Annotated in this window: 21 protein-coding genes; 10 read left to right on the forward strand and 11 right to left on the reverse strand. The window is 31.8% G+C overall.

What is annotated here, in order from left to right:
• Positions 1-175: 175 nt before the first annotated feature.
• A complete protein-coding gene (locus tag H3Z83_RS04300; protein WP_182124227.1) occupies positions 176-1,021 on the forward strand; it encodes a hypothetical protein in 846 nt (281 codons plus the stop codon).
• A 168-nt stretch (positions 1,022-1,189) separates the two neighbouring features.
• Here H3Z83_RS04300 and H3Z83_RS04305 read toward each other — a convergent pair whose 3' ends face one another.
• Positions 1,190-3,106 carry an ABC-F family ATP-binding cassette domain-containing protein gene (locus H3Z83_RS04305; protein ID WP_182124228.1) on the reverse strand — a complete coding sequence of 639 codons (1,917 nt, stop codon included), beginning with the start codon at positions 3,104-3,106 and terminating at the stop codon, positions 1,190-1,192.
• Positions 3,107-3,226: 120 nt separating this feature from the next.
• On the opposite strand from H3Z83_RS04305, the gene H3Z83_RS04310 reads away from it, so the two are divergent.
• Positions 3,227-3,622: a DUF983 domain-containing protein gene (locus tag H3Z83_RS04310; RefSeq protein WP_182124229.1), complete on the forward strand. Its 396-nt coding sequence runs from the start codon at positions 3,227-3,229 to the stop codon at positions 3,620-3,622.
• Here H3Z83_RS04310 and H3Z83_RS04315 read toward each other — a convergent pair whose 3' ends face one another.
• From H3Z83_RS04315 to H3Z83_RS04350, 8 genes are all read right to left on the reverse strand, one after another.
• A complete protein-coding gene (locus H3Z83_RS04315; protein ID WP_220455441.1) occupies positions 3,623-4,672 on the reverse strand; it encodes an NAD(P)/FAD-dependent oxidoreductase in 1,050 nt (349 codons plus the stop codon).
• A 77-nt stretch (positions 4,673-4,749) separates the two neighbouring features.
• Positions 4,750-5,610 carry a type IX secretion system ring subunit PorN/GldN gene (gene porN, locus H3Z83_RS04320; RefSeq protein WP_182124230.1) on the reverse strand — a complete coding sequence of 287 codons (861 nt, stop codon included), beginning with the start codon at positions 5,608-5,610 and terminating at the stop codon, positions 4,750-4,752.
• An 18-nt stretch (positions 5,611-5,628) separates the two neighbouring features.
• Entirely contained in the window at positions 5,629-7,161 is a 1,533-nt protein-coding gene (gene porM, locus H3Z83_RS04325) for a type IX secretion system motor protein PorM/GldM (RefSeq protein ID WP_182124231.1), read from the reverse strand.
• Between the two features lie 46 nt (positions 7,162-7,207).
• Complete coding sequence (gene porL, locus H3Z83_RS04330) at positions 7,208-7,843, reverse strand: type IX secretion system motor protein PorL/GldL (protein ID WP_182124232.1); 636 nt, start codon at positions 7,841-7,843, stop codon at positions 7,208-7,210.
• A gap of 54 nt (positions 7,844-7,897) precedes the next feature.
• The gene (gene porK / locus H3Z83_RS04335; RefSeq protein ID WP_182124233.1) at positions 7,898-9,280 is read right to left on the reverse strand and encodes a T9SS ring complex lipoprotein PorK/GldK; all 1,383 of its coding nucleotides are present in this window, start codon (positions 9,278-9,280) and stop codon (positions 7,898-7,900) included.
• Positions 9,281-9,381: 101 nt separating this feature from the next.
• Entirely contained in the window at positions 9,382-10,542 is a 1,161-nt protein-coding gene (locus tag H3Z83_RS04340) for a formimidoylglutamase (protein WP_182124234.1), read from the reverse strand.
• A gap of 56 nt (positions 10,543-10,598) precedes the next feature.
• Positions 10,599-13,100 (reverse strand): type I DNA topoisomerase, encoded by a 2,502-nt coding sequence (topA, locus tag H3Z83_RS04345; RefSeq protein ID WP_182124235.1) that lies wholly within the window; start codon positions 13,098-13,100, stop codon positions 10,599-10,601.
• Between the two features lie 205 nt (positions 13,101-13,305).
• Positions 13,306-14,088 (reverse strand): hypothetical protein, encoded by a 783-nt coding sequence (locus H3Z83_RS04350; RefSeq protein WP_182124236.1) that lies wholly within the window; start codon positions 14,086-14,088, stop codon positions 13,306-13,308.
• Between the two features lie 146 nt (positions 14,089-14,234).
• On the opposite strand from H3Z83_RS04350, the gene miaB reads away from it, so the two are divergent.
• The 8 genes from miaB (at position 14,235) to groL (ending at position 21,554) form a co-directional block, all read left to right on the forward strand.
• On the forward strand, positions 14,235-15,689 hold the full coding sequence (gene miaB / locus H3Z83_RS04355; RefSeq protein WP_182124237.1) for a tRNA (N6-isopentenyl adenosine(37)-C2)-methylthiotransferase MiaB: 1,455 nt from the start codon (positions 14,235-14,237) through the stop codon (positions 15,687-15,689).
• 19 nt (positions 15,690-15,708) lie between these two features.
• Entirely contained in the window at positions 15,709-16,578 is an 870-nt protein-coding gene (locus H3Z83_RS04360; RefSeq protein WP_182124238.1) for a hypothetical protein, read from the forward strand.
• Positions 16,579-17,808 (forward strand): sigma 54-interacting transcriptional regulator, encoded by a 1,230-nt coding sequence (locus H3Z83_RS04365; protein ID WP_182124239.1) that lies wholly within the window; start codon positions 16,579-16,581, stop codon positions 17,806-17,808. It begins immediately after the preceding gene.
• Between the two features lie 45 nt (positions 17,809-17,853).
• Positions 17,854-18,360, forward strand: coding sequence for an LptE family protein (locus H3Z83_RS04370; protein WP_182124240.1), 507 nt, complete (start codon positions 17,854-17,856; stop codon positions 18,358-18,360).
• Between the two features lie 3 nt (positions 18,361-18,363).
• A complete protein-coding gene (locus tag H3Z83_RS04375; RefSeq protein WP_182124241.1) occupies positions 18,364-19,101 on the forward strand; it encodes a hypothetical protein in 738 nt (245 codons plus the stop codon).
• A complete protein-coding gene (gene secG, locus H3Z83_RS04380; RefSeq protein WP_182124242.1) occupies positions 19,102-19,443 on the forward strand; it encodes a preprotein translocase subunit SecG in 342 nt (113 codons plus the stop codon).
• A 168-nt stretch (positions 19,444-19,611) separates the two neighbouring features.
• The gene (locus H3Z83_RS04385) at positions 19,612-19,887 is read left to right on the forward strand and encodes a co-chaperone GroES (protein ID WP_182124243.1); all 276 of its coding nucleotides are present in this window, start codon (positions 19,612-19,614) and stop codon (positions 19,885-19,887) included.
• A gap of 32 nt (positions 19,888-19,919) precedes the next feature.
• Positions 19,920-21,554, forward strand: coding sequence for a chaperonin GroEL (gene groL, locus H3Z83_RS04390; RefSeq protein ID WP_182124244.1), 1,635 nt, complete (start codon positions 19,920-19,922; stop codon positions 21,552-21,554).
• A 55-nt stretch (positions 21,555-21,609) separates the two neighbouring features.
• Here groL and H3Z83_RS04395 read toward each other — a convergent pair whose 3' ends face one another.
• Together H3Z83_RS04395 and H3Z83_RS04400 are read right to left on the reverse strand one after the other, a co-directional pair.
• A complete protein-coding gene (locus tag H3Z83_RS04395) occupies positions 21,610-21,966 on the reverse strand; it encodes a hypothetical protein (protein ID WP_182124245.1) in 357 nt (118 codons plus the stop codon).
• A 10-nt stretch (positions 21,967-21,976) separates the two neighbouring features.
• The gene (locus H3Z83_RS04400; protein ID WP_182124246.1) at positions 21,977-22,954 is read right to left on the reverse strand and encodes a polyprenyl synthetase family protein; all 978 of its coding nucleotides are present in this window, start codon (positions 22,952-22,954) and stop codon (positions 21,977-21,979) included.
• Between the last annotated feature and the right edge of the window lie 13 nt (positions 22,955-22,967).

The following is a 22,967-nucleotide window of genomic DNA, read 5'->3' on the forward strand; positions in this document are numbered from 1 at the left end:
ATTTTTAGTTTCAAAAACACGAACTTCGCTAACGTCTGATATAAGTCATTAAAACGGATTCATATTCCTAAATAAGTTGTGCATAATTTAAAGAACCTCAATTTATAATGATAAAAAGTACTTATGAAATCTTGACTCATCTTTTACTTTTCATCAAGAGTAATAAAAAATATCTGTGGAAAAATTTATAATTTTTGTTGAAGGTCTAAAACTTGAAAAAGACTTCACTTATACTTTTAGTAATGGATTTATGCTTTGTCATTTTAGTAAAATAGAAGATGGTAAAACAGCTAGCTTGTTAGAATCATTCACTAAAAGCACAAACTACTACATCTTAGTTAAAGAGCTTTCTAACGAAGAAATCAATCAGAAAATCATTGAAGAAGCAAGAGATATACTAGATATTATCTCAATTCATTTAAGAGATTCTCAGGCCTTATATATTTCAGCAGCTTCCAATTATGCAGTCTCTAACATTCCGAGAATGCATAGTATAGGAATTAGAACGAAAATCAATACAGAAATATTAGAAAAAGTCAATCATCAACTAGTCAAGCTTAATGAGTTTGAATTAAAAAATAAGGAAAGACTTCGTGTCTCACTTAGATTTCTAAATAAGTCAAAAGACCGAACAAAAATGGACACATCTATTGACCACGCCATTTTTATCAGGGTAGCTATGGAAAATATATTTGGTTCACCATATAATAAAATTAGAGCTACTGTATCTGAAAGAGCACCAATTCTATTAACTGAATTTAACGAAACCGAATTAATTGCTGGATTCAAAAAATTCTATGACCAAACCTCTAAAGCGATTCACACTGGAATTGTACCTAAAAGACCTATAAAAAATAGGGATAAAAAAGTTATTATTGGTGGTAAAAGAATGTATGATTTACTCGCACTATCGGTTAGCAGAATATTAGAAAATGGTTTTCCGGATTGGGAAACCCATAAACTTTCATTGAAACATCGATTAAAAATAAAGCTTATAAAATTTATTGATGAAAAACTTTAATTATATAGATATTGAACTGATTAAAAACTATGCACAACAATGGCTATAGTTCATTGCTTCTGAATTTCCAGTCGGAAATTCCTCACAAGTTTACTATCTTGGTTTCTTAATCTGAAAATCCTCGCGGATTTTCCCGCAACGAAACCATAGCTGAGACCGTTAGCCAAGTTAAAAACTAGAAATCTGTTCTTCTACAGTTTCCCATTCTTCCATTAGAGTATCAACTTGTGCTTTTTTAGCTTTGTATTTTTCAAAGAAATTAGGACGTGACGACACTTCATCATAATTCTGAGCTAATTCTAAATCTATTTTTTCGATTTCAGATTCTAAATCTGCTATATTGTTTTCAATTTTATTTAACTTGTTCTTTAGTCTTTTTAAATCCTTTTCTTGCTCTCTAGATAATTTATAATTGTCTTTTTTAGAAGTATCTTTTTCTTCTTTAACTACCGTTCTTTTTTCAGCATCACGCAAACTTTCCATTTTATGCTGCTCTAAGAAATAATCGATATCTCCTAAATATTCTTTGATCACTTTATCTTTAAAACCATAAACAGTTGACGTTAATCCTTGTAAGAAATCACGGTCGTGAGAAACCACAATTAAAGTTCCGTTAAAATTCTGAAGAGCTGTTTTTAACACATTTTTAGAAGCAATATCTAAGTGGTTTGTTGGCTCATCCATTATCAACACATTAAATGGCGACAATAATAATTTACACAATGCTAAACGGTTACGCTCTCCTCCTGATAATACTTTTGCCTTTTTATCTACAGCTTCTCCCCCAAATAAAAAAGATCCCAACATATCTCTAACACGCATTCGGTTAGAATCTGTTGCAGCATCTTCCATTATTTCTAACACTGTTTTTTCAGGTGGTAATTCTTCAGATTGATTCTGAGCAAAATATCCTATTTGAACATTGTGACCTAATTTAAAACTTCCTTCAAACGGAATCTCACCTACCATCATTTTAGCTAAAGTAGATTTTCCTTGTCCGTTTTGACCAACAAAAGCAATTTTACTATCACGCTCAATTAATAAATCAACATTTTCTAAAACATGTTTATCTCCGTAACTTTTACTTAAACCTTCAGCTTCAACAATAATTTTACCTGGCTCTTTCGAAATAGCAAAACGTACATTCATTGTTGCGTTATCATCTTGATCTACTTCAATTCGTTCAACCTTTTCAAGTTTTTTAATTAACGATTGTGCCATCGTAGCTTTACTTGCTTTGGCTCTAAATTTTTCAATCAGTTTTTCGGTATGCTCTATTTCTTTTTGCTGATTCTTTTGCGTTTGTAATTGCTTTTCTTTAATCTCAGCACGCAACTTTAAAAACTCTGAATACGGTTTTTTATAATCGTAAATCTGACCTAAAGAAATTTCAATAGTACGATTGGTAACATTATCTAAAAACATTTTATCATGCGACACTAATACAATTGCTCCAGCATAATTTTTTAAGAAGTTTTCTAACCAAATAATACTCTCAATATCTAAGTGGTTTGTTGGCTCATCAAGTAACAGAATATCATTATCTTGAAGAAGGAGCTTCGCAAGTTCGATACGCATGCGCCATCCACCAGAAAAAGTATCCGTTAGTTTATCAAAATCTTCTCTTTGAAAACCTAAACCTTGTAAGATTTTTTCCGTTTCTCCTTGATAATTATATCCTCCTAATAATTCGTATCGTTCAGTTTTCTCATTTAAATCGATTATTAACTGATTATAAGCTTCACTTTCATAATCGGTACGAGTTGCCAATTGATTATTAATTTCATCTAGTTGAAACTCTATTTCTTTAATCTCTTCAAAAGCTTGGTAGGCTTCTTCTAAAATAGTTCTTCCAGCAACAAAATCTATATCCTGACGTAAAAATCCCATACGTACTTCTTTATCAAAAGCCATAGTACCTCCACTACTTTCAATATCTTTAGATAATACTTTTAATAGAGTAGATTTTCCTGCACCATTCTTTCCTATCAATCCGATTCTATCTCCTTTATTTAACTTAAAAGTGATACCCGAAAACAAATCAGTTCCCATAAATGAAACCGATAAATTATGTACGTTTAACATGCGTTCTTTTACGAATTACCATAACTTTGTAACCGTGGTTACAAAATTCTGTGTTATTTTTGTTGAAATTTGTGCAAACTTACAAAACGAAACAGTTAAATCGATTAACAAATAAAAGTTATGCTAGGAAAAGGGAGTAAATTATATAGTATTGTTAGAAATAAATGTCCTCGTTGTCAAGAAGGAGCTTTTTTTAAATACCGCATATCGTTTAATCCAAAAAAGATAACTAAGTTACACGACAACTGCCCTACTTGTAATTTAAAATACATGATGGAACCGTCTTTTTTCTTTGGTGCCATGTATGTAAATTATGCAATTGCTGTAGCTTTATTTGTGGGAATATTTATTGTTGCTAAAGTTTTTTTAGGGCTTAGCATATTACAAAGCTTTATTGCAATTATAATAATATCTTTACTACTTACACCTTATAGCTTACGTCTATCTAGAATCGTATGGATAAACATTTTTGTTGGATACGATAAAAATGCTAAAAACATAAAATCTGAAAGGTAGTTAGGCTTCAAATCTTTTGATATCGATTTCTTTTTCTAGTTCAGTACCTTTTTCAAGGTGATTGAATAAACTTTTTGCTACCGTTGGTGCAATCATAACTCCTCGTGTTCCTAAACCGTTTAAAATAGCTAATTGTTGATGTTTTGAATGTATACCAACCAAAGGTCTTCTGTCTTTTACTGTGGGTCTAATCCCTGCTGACTGATTTGTAATCGTATACGGCACATTAATTACTTTGTCTAGCTTGGTTTTTAGTTCTTGCCTACCATCTTCTGTAGGAATTGATGTTTTGTCTGTCCAATTAAATGTAGCACCAACTTTGTAATAATCATCTCCAATAGGCATTACAAACACACTAGATTTTAATAAGAAATCAATCTTTAATTCAGGTGCATGAATTATCATCGTTTCTCCTTTAGTACCATTCAATGGCAAATGATTAAAAAAAGGATTCTCTTTTAAACCAAAACCTTCACAAAAAACAACCTTATTTGCTTTTATGTTCTTATAGTCAATTGTTGATTCACTAAAGAACAATTGATCATATTCAAATTTACTTTCAATTAGTTTATCAGATTTCTTTAAGTAATCTTTATATGAATTAATTAACTGAACTGTATCAATTCTTCCGGTTCCATTTAATTCACCAAAACCAAAATCACCAATTACACCATTGATTTTATTTTTATCAATCTGTGGATTCATATAATGTGACAGCATTGGCTTATCTGAAGCTATAAACCAATTGTTTTCATCACCTATACTATTGAATACCTTTTTGGTTTTAAACTTATAATCAACCTTTATATTTAATCTTTCCTCTAATTGATTATAAAATGGAATTGCAACTTGAAGCTGTTCGTGAGCATTCCAAGCTGGAGTGAATCTTTTAAGAATTACAGGATTATAAACACCACCTGCAACTACAGATGATTTCTGAGAATCATCTTCAAATACTACAAACGACTTATTGTGTTCTACTAATGTTTCTGCAAGCGCTAAACCTGCTAATCCTAAACCAACAATTATATAATCTACCTCAATTTTCATGCTTCAAAAATACCATTATTAAAACGAAAAAAAGGCGTTTGCAATGCAAACGCCTTTTAATTTATATTATATAGAATTTAGTAATTCCACATATCCATTTCTCTATCACGAATACCTTCTTTAATTCTATCAGCTTCTAATAATTGGAATAAAGAATTACCACGAACATAATCTGAAATAGCTCTATCTCCGTAAATATTTTCTTCCTTCTTAACTGTTGAATTAAATCTTCTTGCATTTAACAAGTTATCATACGATAATGGTTGCGCTGAGTTCTTAGGATTAAAAACTTTTGATGCATGCAATGTTTCTCTAGCATCTGGAAAGAAAACCCAGAATAATTCATATTCACCTTCATCAACAATATCAGTTCCTAATACTTGTACATCTGGTCCCATTGGAGCTAAAGCTAACATACGATATTTTAACTCTCCTTGACGCTTATCAAAGTACCAAATTCCTTTTATTAAATATCCTTTAATATCAGCAGACTGAACTGAATATGGATCAACATTACCATAACCATCATCACGCTCGTTATAAGTCATGTCTTTAATTTCATCCATAGTTATCTTAGTAGTAAAATAAGAATCACTATAAACTTCTGTAATTTCTCCATCTTTAATCCCTTTTAACAAGGTATCAAACAACGAACGTCTTGTTGCTCCTGCATTAGTAGTATCAATTGGATAATAATAAGGCAAATTGATTTTTTGGTTTAAATCAACATACTCCCACACCACTTTAGACCACAACACATCTCTATCACTAATATAGCCATAAGGAAGTGGTTTATCATTCTCCGAAGCAATTTGAGCTTCAGATTTAAATCCAATTTCATCTGCCTTTTGAGCATTTAAGAGGTTAGCTTGGGCACTTACATAACTACTTGTAGTAGCAAGTGCAAATAAAACCATATAAAAACGCTTCCAATTCATACTTTTAATTTTTACTTATTAATTCGTAATCTCAATATTAACAGGCAATACTTTTCTAATCTTGTAGTTAGAACCAGATACTGATGCTTTAATATCATAAATAGTAATAACATCATTTCTTCTAGCTCTGCCTAATGCCTGTTTTGCTCTAGCAGTTAAAGTTCTACCATTTACAGGTACTGTTACCTGCCCAGGAACTTTAATTTTAAAACTAGATACATTTAATTTTAAATCGAATAAGAAATCTGGTAAACCAGCAGCAACACTAATTCTAGCAACACTCGCTTTTGGCATTTTTACAGTACCATATTGACCTCTTACCATACCAACCGCTGGTGGTATATCTTTAATTCTAAATTTCTTTACAGAACGAACTCCTTTTCCGTCAGGTAATTTACCATTAACAACAATGCTAACCTCGTTACCTTTCCCAGGTCTCATCATGTAACTATCTCCTTTTACTCTTCTTAATCCCGCTGCTGATGCTGTAACTTTGTTAGCTGGCACACCAGGCATAGAAATAGTAATTGGATTCGCTAAACCACGATAAACAACATTCATTTTATCAGCAGAAATTACTGCTTGGTTTGGTTTAGGAATTACTGAGTAACCTCCAACAATAGGAATGCTTACTAAAGAGTCTCCTTCTTTAAATTGAAACTCTCCTTTTAATTCTTTATCTCCAACTGATCCTGCTGGACCATCTAAAATTACTTGACCAGCTTGAATTTTATCAGACTCTATTTCTTTATCATTAACGATAACTTTTTCTGCTGTTAAATTCGGATCATTTCTACCTAAAACAATTTTACCTGATAATTTCTCACCTGGGTAGTATGCGTTTTTCTCAAAAACTACCATTGCTTGATAATTAGTCATAGAAACAGCTTTAGATAATTCTCCTTGTAATAAAGCTGATAATGCATCAGATTCTGTAGCCTTAACATCAGCTTGAATTTGAGTAAACTTCGTTAAAGATGCAATTAAAGGAAATCCTTCATAGTTATATTTTAACCAATCAATCTTCTTTCCATCTTTATTTGTAACAGCTCCAGTACCAAAACGAGTTGTAACAACATCTGCTACTTCAGTACCTTCTAAAAGTTGAGCCGCTTGATCTCTAAATCCTTCAATCTTAGCAACAAATTCTTTACCTGCTGCACTGATTTTTCCTCCTTTAAAGAAAAGCTCATCTAAAAACTTAGATTTATCCATCGATTCATAAGCTTTAGCATCCTTTAGCCCATTAGTCATTTGTGATTTTAAATCTCCTACATAAGCATACAGTTCATCTGCAGCTACTCTTAATTTATCTGTTTTCTCTTTAGCTTCACCATATTGCTTTGCTTGTTCAGCTGCCTTTTGCGCTAAAGTTTCATATCCAGCTGTATTCTTTTCTGTAGCTTTTGAATTCGCTTCAGTAAGTTTTTCGTTCATTAAACCAAAAGCAGATAATACCTCTTTACTCATATTCATTGCTAACATTGCAATAAATACAAGATACATTAGGTTAATCATCTTCTGCCTTGGTGATAGTTTTCCTCCTGCCATAATTAATTAGTTTGTTTAGTTAATAATTAGATAAACTAATTAATTCTTAGTTTTTAGACATTGCTGATAACATTCCTCCATACACTCCGTTTAACGAAGATAAGTTGGTTGCTAACGATTGCATTTGCTCTTGTAAACGTTGAGAATTTTCAACTAAAGCAGAATTTAAATCAGCTTGCTTAGCTGCATTGTCTACTTGAGTAGTATATAAACCATTTAATGATTCTAACTTAGCAGCAGCCATAGACATTTGCTCGTTATATTGATTTGTTGATGAGATTGTTGTTGATGTAGAAACTAATCCTTCAGCTGCTCCTTGAAAATTTTGAATACTATCTCCTAAGCTTGAAATTAAATTTGCATCTAACTTAGCTTCTTTTAAAATATCATCTAATTTTTGAGATAACATACTTTGTGCATCACCAGGAGTAGCGTCTTTTCCATTTCCTAATGATTGTCCGTCTGCTAACTCAGGATACACTTTTGTCCAATCTAAATCATCTTCAATAGGTTCAAATGCAGATAAAGCAAAAACTAATGCTTCTACGATCATACCTACCATTAATACTTCGTTACCAAAAGGCCAGTGTAAGATTTTAAATAATGCTCCAATAATTACAACTGCGGCTCCTAAACCGTAAGCCATATTAAACATTTTCTTAGTTGATTTCGATTGTGCCATAATTTTTGATTTTTTAAGGGGGTTATAGGTTAATATTTATTCTTGACAATTAAATTATTTATTCTTGTTTGTACCTAAGTAATCTTGAACTGTTCTAAAACCGATGTAACTTCTAGCAGTATCAGCATATTCCCAATCACGAGAACTAACTTCTAAGAAGTATGCTACATCTTTCCAAGATCCTCCACGGATAATTTTTCTTTGATTCTCTGTAATTTCCACATTAGGATTCATAGTTGACCCCATGTAGTAAGACATTTGATTGTAAGCTGTATTTGTCCATTCAGCAACATTACCAGCCATATTAAACAATCCATATTCATTAGGATTATATGAAACTGCTTCTACAGTATACAATGCTCCATCTGCTGCATAATCTCCACGCACTGGTTTAAAGTTTGCTAAGAAACAACCTCTATCGCTTGTAGTACTTGGGCCTCCCCAAGGGTACTTAGCATAGTTCAACCCTCCACGTGCAGCATATTCCCATTCTGCCTCTGTTGGCAATCTAAAAGAAGGAACTAATCCTAATTTTTTTCTTGAACGTTGGAAGTTATTTTTCTTTTGAGTTCTCCAATGACAAAATGCTTTTGCTTGGTGCCAATCAATTCCAACTACGGGGTAGTTCTCATAAGCTTTATGCGCAAAATATTCTTGGTGCATTGGGTCGTTATATGAATAATTGAAATCTTTAATCCAAACCGTAGTATCTGGATATACATTGATTTCTTCACTCTTCATAAAATCTTTTCTATTTTTACCTGTACGAGCAGCCCCTTGGTTATCAAACCAATAATATCTATAATTCAATAACTTAGTATTAAAAGTTCTAATTCCGTTTAAAGCTTCATCTTTCTTTAAATGTAAAGAATCCATTACTTCAACATAATCAACATCTGGGTATTCATTTTTATCCCAAATAAGCTCTTCATCCCAATTCAATGGTTTTAAAGAATCTAAACCTTCACCTAATTCATAATAGTTTTCACGCATATACTTATGATATGGCGTTTCATTCACTGTATCGGTAGATGCAAATGCATATAACTGAATACCTTCTGCATTTTTTCCAGCATCAGCTATATCATCTCCTCCTCCAGAAGCAAACTCAGCTTGATTACCTAATCTAGTTCTAGTTATAGAGTCTCTAACCCAAGTAACAAATTCTTTATACTCACTATTTGTAATTTCTGATTCATCCATGTAAAATGGCTGAACTGTTACCGTTTTTGTAGGTGCATTCATAGCTCCTAAAGGGTCTTCATCTTGTTTACCCATTGTAAACGAACCTCCAGGGATTTTAGCCATACCATACGGTTTTTCAGCAAACCATTTTCTTTTTGATTTAACTCCAACTAATTCTCCTCTATCTCCTCCGCTTGAACCACATCCGTAAACGATAGATACTAATAATGCAAGTATTGCTATTTTTCTCATACTATATCTTTCTTATAAAAAGAGGCGTAAACCTATTATTTTTTTTACTAAAAAACAATTACGTACTATAATTTTTCATAAAACCATCTATAAAACCACTATTACACAAGCTTCTGAAGCGCTTTAAACCACCTACTTGGTGTTTTTTGCTCAAGAGCTTGCTTGTAATCTTGATAGTTACATGGTATTAACGCATGTCTTTTGTGTTTATTATTCGATATTAAATTTATTTCCATCCACCAACGTCCGCTTTTATCACTTTTATAAAAATTGATTGGATCATCATCACTTAAAAGCACTGTGAATTTCTGGTAATTTTCTTTTGTAACAAACGGATAATCTTTTGCTCTTGAATTTACTCCTTCAATAAAATACCATATCATTTGAGCAACTAATTTTGCTGTTTGATTATGGGTATCTAATTTACTATTAAATTCATAAATACCAAAAGAAGTTACTTTATCGCTAATTCCGGCATATCTAGAAATTGCACAAATATCTTCTCCGTAAAATCCATTTGGTGATGCATTATTATTTCCTGGAGCTTCACTTTGACGTATAGAACCAACATCGATACTAACAATGTCTGCATCTCTCATTATTGGCTCAACTAAAGTTATATCCTTTACCTGTCCTAATCTAAAAGCATCAAAATATAATTTATCTAACAACTCTATTTCTTCCTGAGAATTAAAATATGTTTGATACCCTATATTACTATAATTAAATAAATTATTTGGTTGCTCCATAATCACCTTACTTAAAAATGATATTGAAGACAACTCATCATTAATAGTTCCTAAATCGAAACGACTATCGACAGATACTAAATTTACTGTTTGTTCTAATGCATCATACGCTCTGTAGTTTGCATATGTTATATCTTGACCACCGCCTATTATAATAGGGATTATATTCTTCTTTAATAAATATTCCACTGAGGTACTAACTGCGAAATAAGTATCTTCAATAGTATTTCCTCTTTCTATATTTCCTAAATCAGCTATTTGAACTTGCCACTTTCCAGGAAACAGCTCATATAAATATTTACGTACGCTGCTTAAATCTTCTCCACAACCAAAATTATCATTTGTTCCTCTACCGTCTTTTACTCCTAAAACAGCAATAGTAACCCCTGCTAAATCAGGAAAACCATTTTCAACTGAATGTATTTGAATGTTTTGCCCTAATACAGAAGATGCTTGCGACATAGTATGCGCAACTATCGATTCTTTAATAGGTGTAAAAAAGTCGAAATTCATCTTTCCGGGGGTTAAGTAGCTTGCAATATACTAAACTATTTTACTTAAAAGCTAATTTATTTCTTTTTCGTAGTTTTCTTTTTAACCGCTTTCTTTTTGGCTACTTTTTTCTTTGGAGTTTTAGCTTCTATCATCTTAACAGCCTCTTCTTGAGTCATCTTTTCTACCTCAGTTGTTTTAGGTAATTCAATTTTAATTTTACCTTTTATAACATTGAATCTTCCCCAGCGTGCTTTTTCAACTCGAATACCAACTTCTTCGAAATTGTGAATTAATTTTTCGCGCTCTTTTCTCTTTTTATCTTCAATTAATGTTTCTAAATCTTCTTGAGATAAATTATCGAAATCGTATTTCTTATTTACATTAATAAAAATTGAATTCCATTTTATAAATGGACCAAAACGACCAACACCTTTTTGAATTGGCATTCCTTCATATTCTCCAATAGGCGCATCTGCTTTACGCTTCGCTTCAATTAATTCGATAGCCCTATCCATATCTACAGACATAGGGTTTTCTCCTTTATCTAAAGAAACATATTTATCATCAAATTTAATGTATGGACCAAAACGACCATTGGCTACAATTACTTCTAAATTATCATATTCACCTAATGATTTTGGCAACTGGAATAAATCCATTGCTTCTTCATAAGTAATTGAATTCATTGTTTGATCGGCTTGTAAACTTGCAAAACGTGGTTTTTCTTCATCAGTTGCTTCACCTATTTGCACCATTGCTCCATAACGACCTAAACGCACATACACGTTTTTACCGCTATCAGGATCAACACCTAACAAACGCTCTCCTTTAGCTCTTTCTGCATTTGCTGCCACATCTTCTACAACCACATGGAATCCTTGATAAAATTCTTTTATCATTTCAATCCAATCCTCTTTACCTTCTGCTATTTCATCAAAATCAGACTCTACTTTTGCGGTAAATCCGTAATCTAAAATTGCATCGAAATTCGCAACAAGAAAATCATTTACAATATTTCCGATATCTGTAGGAACCAATTTTCCTTTATCAGAACCAACTCTTTCAGTTAACATCTGCTCTTCAACAGCTGCATTTGCTAAACGTAGTTGTGTATAATTTCTCTCCTTACCTTCTACACTTCCTTTTACAATATATTCTCTTCTTTGAATTGTAGAAATTGTTGGTGCATACGTAGATGGACGCCCAATACCTAACTCCTCTAAACGCTTAACTAAAGCCGCTTCTGAAAATCTTGCTGGCGGACGTGTATATCTTTCAGTTGCTGTGATGAATTCATTACCTACAGATTCACCAACTTTCATCATTGGCAACATTCCAGCTGCTTCTTCCTCCTCATTATCTGTACCTTCAAGATACACTTTTAAGAAACCTTCGAATGTAATAACCTCTCCGTTAGCTGTAAATAACTTCTCATTTTTATTATTTTCAACTTTAACATTTGTTCTCTCCAATTGAGCTTCACTCATTTGAGATGCTAAAGTTCTTTTCCAAATTAAGCTATATAATCTAGTCTGATCGTATTCTCCAGTAATTTCATGATTCTCCATATTTGTAGGACGAATCGCCTCGTGCGCTTCTTGAGCTCCTTTCGATTTAGTTGAAAAATTACGTGGCTTGCTATATTCTTCACCATAAGAAGCAATAATTTCTGCTTGAGCAGCATTTTTAGCATCCTCAGATAAGTTCACACTATCTGTTCTCATATAAGTAATTAAACCAGCTTCATATAAACGTTGAGCAACCATCATCGTTTTTGCTACTGGAAAACCTAATTTCCTAGAAGCCTCCTGCTGTAATGTTGACGTTGTAAAAGGCGCTGCTGGAGACTTTTTTGCTGGTTTTTTCGTTAAATCAGCAATTGAAAAACCTGCATTTAAACATGAATTTAAAAACGCTTCAGCATCTTTTTTATCTGAAAAATTCTTTGCTAATTTTGCTTTGAATTTTTTTCCATTTGCATTTACAAATTCTGCATCTACTCTGTATGAAGCCACTGGGGTAAATCCTTCTATTTCTCTTTCTCTTTCTACAATTAAACGAACAGCTACAGATTGTACTCTACCTGCTGACAATCCTCCTTTTACTTTTCTCCATAATACAGGAGATAATTCGTAACCTACTAATCTATCTAAAACACGACGGGCTTGTTGAGCATTTACCAAGTTATAATTAATATCTCTTGGATTCTCCACTGCTTTTAAAATGGCTTTTTTAGTAATCTCATGAAAAACAATACGTTTTGTATTCTCTTCTTTTAGTTTTAATTGCTCTGCTAAGTGCCACGCAATAGCTTCTCCTTCACGGTCCTCATCACTTGCTAACCAAACAGTTTCTGCTTTCTTTGCTAAATCTTTTAGTTTTTTTACAACTGCTTTTTTATCAGTAGAAACTATATATTTTGGTTTAAAATCTCCATCAACATTCACCCCTAATTCTTTCGAAGGCAAGTCGGCTATATGACCGAAACTCGATTCAACCTGAAAATCTTTTCCTAAAAACTTCTCTATTGTTTTTGCCTTAGCAGGTGACTCAACTATTACTAAATTTTTTGCCATGTGTCTTTTCTCTTATCTCTTTTTACACCTTATTATTATAGATGCTTTTCAATTTGCAAAAGTATATAGTTTTTTTTTAATAGTTATTGAATTAAAAAAATACATCTTTTCAATATTAAAAATAAACATTGTATTACTTAAACAAAAAAAACTCCTATTCATTTCTAAAAAGGAGTTTTAAAAACTTTCGATATAATTTATTTACTTAAATATTGTTCTTTTCTATTAAATTAAGTTCTGCATCTTCTTCAAAGCCAATTACATTTTTATAAATTACATACGCCGGCAAATAAGATAATGAAATTAAAAACAAATTCCCCAATCCGCAGGTTAGCATACCTAACATCATTACCACTAAACCTACAACAAGCATTACTGCAAAAGAAATCCCCCATTTTTTTGTTCCTAATTGAAATCCAATTTTAACAATATCTGTTACCGATTCTTCTGAATTAAAAGCAAAAATTATTGAGAAATACGAAATAGGTACCATTGTATATAACAGAGGAAGGTAGCACAATAAAGCCGAAGCAGAAGCTATTAATACAGTTATTAATGTTAATAGCAATAATTTTATTAGATATTTTGTTTTAAAAAAATAAAAGAAATCTGAAATTGTTACACCATTCCCTTCATCTAATACTTGTACAATTCTATAAAACCCAGCTATTAAAGCAGAACTAGCAGCTGCTAAAATTAAAAACAATACTATTATTAATAATACATATAATACGGAAGCACCAGCAAAGACCCCAGTAAACACCTCAGAATCTAGAGTCCCTCCTTCCGACTCCATTATTGCTGCTCCAATTAAAGGAACATAAACAAGAATGATAATAGGTAGCATTATAAGAATCGAAAACAAGAACAACAATAGTCCTTGCACCCAAACTTTTTTAAATAGTTCGATAATTTCATTTATAATAGTTCCAAAATCTAGATGCTTTGCATTTCTAATTTTTTCTGATAACATTAAAATTTTATTCATTTTTTTATTGATTGTTGATATCAACAAATATATCAACTTTAAGAAAACATTCTTTTTTACAACATTTATTTTCTCTGCCAATTTGTCATTAATTATAGTTTTTGGTCGTATCTTTGCAAACTATTTATTACGATTTTTAAGGATTTATGGAACACGTAGAGAAAGTAATTGACGACAAGAAGCAAGGAAAAGCTTTAATTACTGAACAAAAGGAAGGAAACTCAAAGAAACTTTTTATTGAAAGTTATGGTTGCCAAATGAATATGAATGACAGTGAAATTGTTGCTTCAATTTTATCTGAACAAGGTTTTAATACCACTCAAAATTTAGAAGATGCTGATTTAGTTTTAGTAAACACTTGTTCTATTAGAGAAAAAGCTGAAACTACAGTACGTAATCGTTTAAAAAAATACAACAAAGTAAAACAGGTTAATCCAAAAATGAAAGTTGGTGTTTTAGGTTGTATGGCTGAGCGTTTAAAAGAAAAATTCTTAGAAGAAGAAAAAATCGTTGACTTAGTAGTTGGTCCTGATGCATATCGTGATTTACCAAACTTAATTGAAGAGGTTGATGCCGGACGTGATGCTGTAAATGTAATTTTATCAAAAGACGAAACGTATGCCGATGTTTCTCCTGTACGTTTAAATTCAAACGGAGTTTCAGCATTTGTATCCATCACACGTGGTTGTGATAACATGTGTACTTTTTGCGTAGTTCCTTTTACACGTGGACGTGAACGTAGTCGTGACCCTCAAAGTATTATTGAAGAAGTTAGATCTATGGTAGACAAAAACTTTAAGGAAATTACTTTATTAGGTCAAAATGTAGATTCATACTTATGGTATGGTGGCGGATTAAAGAAAGACTTTAAAAAAGCTTCTGAATTAGCTCAAGCTTCAGCTGTAGGCTTTGCGCAACTTTTAGATATGTGTGCTACTGAATTTCCGAAAACACGTTTTCGTTTTTCAACATCGAATCCTCAAGACATGAGTTTAGAAGTGATTCACACCATGGCAAAACATAAAAACATTTGTAAATACATTCACTTACCAGTACAGAGTGGAAGTAACAATATGTTAAAAGCCATGAACCGTCAACATACTCGTGAAGAATATATGGAGTTGGTTGATAATATTTTTAAAATTATTCCAGAAATGTCGTTAAGTCAAGATATGATTGCTGGTTTTTGTGGTGAAACTGAACAAGATCATCAAGACACATTAGATTTAATGCGTCATGTAAAATATGACTTCGGATTTATGTTCGCATATTCTGAAAGACCAGGAACTTTAGCTGCTAAAAAAATGCCAGATGATGTTCCTTTAGAGGTTAAGAAAAGACGTTTACAAGAAATTATTGATCTACAACAAGAACATAGTTTATATAGAACGCAACAACATTTAGGAAAAATTGAAGAAGTTTTAATTGAAGGAACTTCTAAAAAGAATCCTAATGAATGGAAAGGAAGAAATACACAAAATACTGTAATTGTTTTCCCTAAAGAACATTACAAATTAGGTGATTTCGTGAATGTGAAAGTTGAAGATTGTACTTCTGCAACTTTAAGAGGTATTGCTGTTAACTATTCAACCAATAATTAAACTACATAAAACTATAAAAATGAAAAAGATATTACTACCCTTAATTTTTTTAACAACATTAATTTCATCTTGCTCTTCTAATGAAGGAGAAATAGTAAAATCTAAAGAAACATTATCTAATTACAAAATATCTTTTGTTTCTGGAGATGAGTTTACCCATTATTTTGATGGTGATAAAGGTATTCGAACAAAGAACAAGGACAACTTTGATATAACTACTTTTGAATATAATAATGACAAATTAAATAATCATTCTACTTTCCGTTCTAATAATAGTATAAACGAATCTTATACTTTCGTTTATGATACTGATGGTAATATTACTTCTACTAAAGAAATAGGAGTTTACAGCTCTTTAAATCAAAGTGATGTTTACACTAGAGAATTTACATATAACAATAATTCAATTATTTCAAAAGTACCTCATGAATTGTTTACGGACAAAAAATACATTATTGAAATTAAACTAAATGATACCGGCTTAATAGAAGAATTTAGCAAAAAAGATTCAGAATCCAATGAATTAAGTGCTCAATTTAATTTTTCTTATGATGAAAATGAGAATTGCACTACAGTTATAAAGAAAGTTAATTTTGGAGGAACTATATATGAATCCACTGTAAATAATACTTATGATAATAAAATAAACCCTCTATACAAACACTATAGAAGTAATTATATTCCTTATTTAATAATTTATGGAAAATCTAGTTTATTTGGTAATGATATAACATCACTTGTTAGAACATTTGGAAAAAACAATATAACAGCTACGAATGATGTTTATTTTGAATATGAATACAACAACAATGATTATCCCACAAGTAACTCTGTAAAACAAAAAGGAACTAATACATTATCTTATACTACAGAATTTAATTACAATTAAATGGAAAACCTACAGGCTATAAAACAACGTTTCGGAATCATTGGTAACGATTTACATTTAAATCGCGCTATTGAAAAAGCTATCCGTGTTGCTCCTACCGATATTTCTGTATTGGTTACTGGAGAAAGTGGTGTAGGTAAAGAAAATATCCCAAAAATAATTCACTCGCTATCACATAGAAAACACGCAAAATATATTGCAGTAAACTGTGGAGCGATTCCAGAAGGAACAATCGACAGTGAATTATTTGGTCATGAAAAAGGTGCTTTTACTGGAGCAACTGCAACTAGAAAAGGATATTTTGAAGTTGCCGATGGGGGTACTATTTTTTTAGATGAAGTTGGAGAATTACCATTAACTACTCAAGTACGTTTGTTACGTGTTTTAGAAAATGGAGAGTTTATAAAAGTAGGTTCTTCTCAAGTACAAAAAACAAATGTCCGTATTGTTGCAGCTACGAATGTACACATGCACGATGCTATTGCTAAAGAAAAATTTCGTGAAGATTTATATTATCGTTTAAGTACTATCGAGATCAACTTACCGCCTTTAAGAGAAAGAAATGATGACATTCATTTGTTATTCAGAAAATTTGCTGCTGATTTTGCACAGAAATACAGAATGCCAACAATTCGCTTAGATGAAAATGCTGTAAGAATGTTGTCTAATTATCGTTTCCCAGGTAATATTCGTCAGTTAAGAAATATAGCAGAACAAATATCGGTAGTTGAAGAAGATCGTTTAATTACTTCTGAAAAATTAATTCAATATTTACCAAACAACAAACGTAATTTGCCTGCTGTAATTGGCGGAAAAACTAGTGATTCTGATTTTGCAAACGAACGAGACATAATGTATAAAATCTTGTTTGACATGCGTAATGATATTAATGACTTAAAGAAGTTAACGTTAGATTTAATGCAGAACGGTAATTCAGAACAAGTACAAGAAGCAAATCACGGATTAATTGAAAGAATCTATCAAGAAGAAACAATAAAACCAGAAGTTTCTAATGTAGAAGTTGTTCAAATTCCACAATCATCAACAAATAATAATTTCGATTTTGCTGAAACGATTGAAGAAGACGAGAGTTTATCTTTACAAGACAAGGAAATTGAAATGATTAAAAAATCATTAGAAAAGAACAGCGGAAAAAGAAAATTAGCTGCAAAAGAGCTGGGTATTTCTGAACGAACTTTATACAGAAAAATCAAACAGTACGATTTATAAAACATTTAATAAACCGTAAACTGCGAATTGTTTACTTTTGATTCTATGAAAAAACTTTTTTACATCGTTATTTTTATTGCTACAACAATTATCTCAATTGGTTGTGGAGCGTACTCTTTTACTGGTGGTAATACTGGAAATGCTAAAACAATTCAAGTAGATTTCTTTCCAAATCAAGCCCCATTAATTGAACCTACTTTAAGTCAGAAATTCACGTTAGACTTACAAGATTTATTTACACGTCAAACAAACTTAACGCTTGTTAAAGCAAATGGAGACCTTCAGTTTTCTGGAGAAATAACCGATTACCGTATTACTCCGATGAGTGCTACTGCCAATCAAACAGCAGCTCAAAACAGGTTAACAATTACAGTTAATGTAAACTTTATAAATACTTTAGAAGAAAAAGATAATTTCGAAAAGAGGTTCTCTTTTTATTATGATTATGGAGCTACTCAACAATTAACTGGCGGTGTTTTAGAAACTGCTTTAAACGATATATTAGAGCGTATAACACAAGATATTTTTAATGCTTCGGTAGCAAAGTGGTAAGAATTGGATAAAAAAAACTACATAACGTTTTTAGAAAAACCTGAATTAATTTCGCTAGAAGAAAGTTTAGGTTTAAAAAACATTACCCAACAATACCCATTTTTCCAATCAGCCAGAGCTTTACAATTAAAAGTTTTAAAACACCAAGAAAGCTATAAGTATAATAACGAATTAAAAGTTACTGCTGCTCATACCTCTGACAGAACTTTACTGTTTGATTTTATTACCTCAGATGCTTTTAAAGAAGTTCCTGCTAAAAAGCCTGAAAAAACAACATTAAAAGAAAAGATTCTTCCTAAGAAAAAAACAAAAGAAGATTTGAGTACTGAAGAAGAATTAGCTATAGGAAAACCACTTTCATTCAACGAAAATGAAACTTTCTCTTTCAATCAGTGGTTACAGTTATCTTCGAAAAAAGAAATCGCTAGAGCAAACTCTACGATTACCGAGAAGAAAAAAACTTCTGTAAAATCTGAAAAAGACGCAATTATTAATCGTTTTATCGAAACTACACCTAAGATTTCTAGACCTAGTAAAACCAATATTTCTGAAATAAAAATTACAGAAAGTAAGCAAGATAATCAGCTTGCAACCGAAACTTTAGCTAAGGTTTATTTAGAACAAAAAAAATATGATAGCGCTATACAAGCTTATAAAATATTAAGTTTGAAATATCCAGAAAAAAGTGGTTTCTTTGCAGACCAAATTAAAAGAATACAAATTTTACAAAACAATAAATAAATGACAACGTACACTTTACTTTTAGTTTTAATATTGATTGTTGCAGTAGCATTAATCTTAATCGTAATGGTTCAAAACCCTAAAGGAGGAGGATTATCTTCATCTTTCGGAGGTGGTGGTGCTCAAAACATTGGTGGTGTACAAAACACTAATAGTTTTTTAGACAGAACTACTTGGACTTTAGCAATTACTATGTTTGCTTTAATCTTATTAGCTAATTTCGCTATTCCTAGAGGTAATTCATCAGATGCACCTCAATTAGATAGCACATTAGAAAATGTTGAAACTACAGCTCCTGCTACACCAGCAACTGAAACTACGACAAAAGATAGCGTTAACTAAGATTAACAAAACAATATATAAAATGCCAACGTAAATGACACGTTGGCATTTTTTTTACATCATATTTAATAGCTTTAGAAAAATTGTCAGCAAAAATCTAATGGCATAATTTCTGACTATTAACTCACATAATTAAAAAGACAAATACTTAATCATAATTTATATAAAATGGGATTAAACATTAAACCTTTAGCAGACAGAGTTCTTGTAGAACCTGCTGCAGCAGAAACCACTACAGCTTCAGGACTTATTATTCCTGATAACGCAAAAGAGAAACCTCAAAAAGGAATTATCGTTGCTATTGGTACAGGAACTAAAGATGAACCTTTAACTGTAAAAGTTGGCGATACTGTTTTATACGGAAAGTATGCTGGTACAGAATTAAAGCACGAAGGAAAAGATTATTTAATCATGAGAGAAAGCGACATCTTCGCTATCATCTAATCCTTTTTAAAAACGAATAAAGACAAATAACAATGGCAAAAGATATAAAATTTGATGTAGACGCTCGTGACGGATTAAAACGTGGAGTTGATGCATTAGCAAACGCAGTAAAAGTAACTTTAGGTCCTAAAGGACGTAACGTAATTATTTCTAAATCATTCGGTGCTCCTCACGTAACAAAAGATGGAGTTACAGTAGCAAAAGAAGTTGAACTGGAAGATGAGTTAGAAAACATGGGAGCTCAAATGGTTAAAGAAGTAGCTTCTAAAACAAATGATTTAGCTGGAGACGGTACAACTACCGCTACTGTTTTAGCACAAGCAATCGTTAAAGAAGGATTGAAAAATGTTGCTGCAGGTGCAAATCCAATGGATTTAAAACGCGGTATAGATAAGGCTGTTTCTGCAATTACTGAAGATTTAGCAAAACAGTCTCAAGAAGTTGGTAACTCATCTGAAAAAATTCAGCAAGTAGCTTCTATTTCTGCAAATAACGACAAAGTTATTGGTGATTTAATTGCTACTGCTTTTAGTAAAGTTGGTAAAGAAGGTGTTATTACTGTTGAAGAAGCTAAAGGAATGGATACCTATGTAGACGTTGTTGAAGGTATGCAGTTTGATAGAGGATATTTATCTCCATACTTCGTTACTGATGCTGATAAAATGATTGCTACTTTAGACAATCCATATATTTTATTATTTGATAAAAAGATTTCTAACTTACAAGAAATCCTTCCAATATTAGAACCAGTTTCTCAATCTGGAAGACCTTTATTAATTATTGCTGAAGATGTTGACGGACAAGCATTAGCTACTTTAGTTGTTAACAAATTAAGAGGTGGATTAAAAATTGCTGCTGTAAAAGCTCCAGGTTTTGGAGACAGAAGAAAAGCAATGTTAGAAGATATTTCTATCTTAACTGGTGGAACTGTAATCTCTGAAGAAAGAGGATTCTCTTTAGAAAATGCTACTTTAGATTTATTAGGAACTGCTGAAACAGTAACTATTGATAAAGACAATACAACTATTGTAAATGGTTCTGGTGATGAAACTCAAATTAAAGCTCGTGTAAACCAAATTAAAGCTCAAATAGAAACGACTACTTCTGATTACGATCGTGAGAAATTGCAAGAGCGTTTAGCGAAGTTAGCTGGAGGTGTTGCTGTACTTTACGTTGGTGCTGCTTCTGAAATAGAAATGAAAGAAAAGAAAGATCGTGTAGATGATGCTTTACATGCAACTCGTGCTGCTGTAGAAGAAGGTATTGTTGCTGGTGGTGGTGTTGCTTTAGTTCGTGCTAAAAAAGTATTAGAAACTATCGAAACTGAAAACTTAGACGAAACTACTGGTATTCAAATTGTAAACAGAGCGATTGAAGCTCCGTTACGTACAATTGTTGAAAATGCTGGTGGTGAAGGATCTGTTGTAATCAATAAAGTATTAGAAGGTAATAAAGATTTTGGTTATGATGCTAAGTCTGAAGCTTATGTAGATATGCTAGAAGCTGGAATTATTGATCCTAAAAAAGTAACTCGTGTAGCCTTAGAAAATGCAGCATCTGTAGCTGGCATGATCTTAACTACCGAATGTGCTTTAGTAGATATTAAAGAAGACGCTCCTGCTGGTGGAATGCCTCCAATGGGTGGTGGAATGCCAGGGATGATGTAGGCGAGAAGCTCAACACCTAAATATTAAAAACCTCGATAATTAATTATCGAGGTTTTTATTTTTTTAGCCTATCTATTTCTAAAATTGTATTAAACATTTCTAATTGTTTTTCTGAAAAACTACGCACAATTCCATCTCTTGCATAAAAACTAATACTAGAATCTTTCTTATGAACTAAAACTACTATCGGCTGTCCAATATTCCAGGCTTTATAAAATTCTTTCTCCTTTCCTTCTAAAAAAATAGAATCATTAATAGCATAAGTATAATCCATTAACTTATTATATGATTCATCAAAAACGGAAGAAGTTTGATAAACTTTAGTTATTATCCCTTGAGCTTCATAAAACTCATTTTCATTGTAGTCTTGATATCTTTTTTCTTTAGCACATGAAAAAAAGAAAAGAACCATAAGAAAACAACTAAATCTTCCTTTCAACAACATAATCAATCATTTGCAGTAGTGAACTTTTATATTCAGATTCTGGGAAGTTGTTTAAAATTGCTAATGCTTTATTTTTATAATCGTGCATTTTAGCGGTAGTATATTCTAGTCCGCCATTATCTTTTACAAAAGCAATCACTTCTTTAACACGTTTTTTATTCGTGTTATGCTTCTTCACAGAATTAATCAACCATGCTTTTTCCTTTTGAGAACATGTGTTTAATGTATGAATTAACGGAAGTGTCATTTTTTGTTCTTTGATATCAATACCAGTAGGCTTTCCTATTTTATCTTCGGTATAATCAAACAAGTCATCTTTTATTTGAAAAGCAATTCCGATATACTCACCAAATTTTCTCATTTGTTGAACAGTTTCGTTATTTGCTCCTACCGATGCTGCTCCAATACCACAACAGGCCGCTATTAAAGTTGCTGTTTTTTGGCGAATAATCTCAAAATATATTTCTTCTGTAATATCGAGTTTTCTAGCTTTTTCAATTTGTAAAAGTTCCCCTTCACTCATTTCACGTACAGCAATTGATATCAATTTTAAAATATCAAAATCTTCATTATCAATAGATAATAATAGTCCTTTTGACAATAAAAAATCTCCTACTAAAACTGCAATTTTATTTTTCCAAAGTGCATTGATTGAAAAAAATCCGCGGCGACGATTACTATCATCAACCACGTCATCGTGTACTAAAGTAGCTGTATGAATTAACTCTACAACAGAAGCTCCACGATAGGTACGTTCATCAAAACCTCCATCAGAAACCATTTTGGCTACCAAAAAAACAAACATTGGACGCATTTGTTTTCCTTTTCGGCGTACTATGTAATAAGTAATACGGTTTAATAACGGAACCTTAGACAGCATCGAATCTTTGAACTTAGTTTCAAAGAGTTCTATTTCTTTAGCAATCGGAAGTTTTATTTGCTCTACTGCTTTCATAAGTATTCAAAAG

Origin of the sequence: Tenacibaculum pelagium (genome assembly GCF_014062345.1) — a bacterium.
Taxonomy (GTDB): Bacteria; Bacteroidota; Bacteroidia; order Flavobacteriales; family Flavobacteriaceae; genus Polaribacter; species Polaribacter pelagius.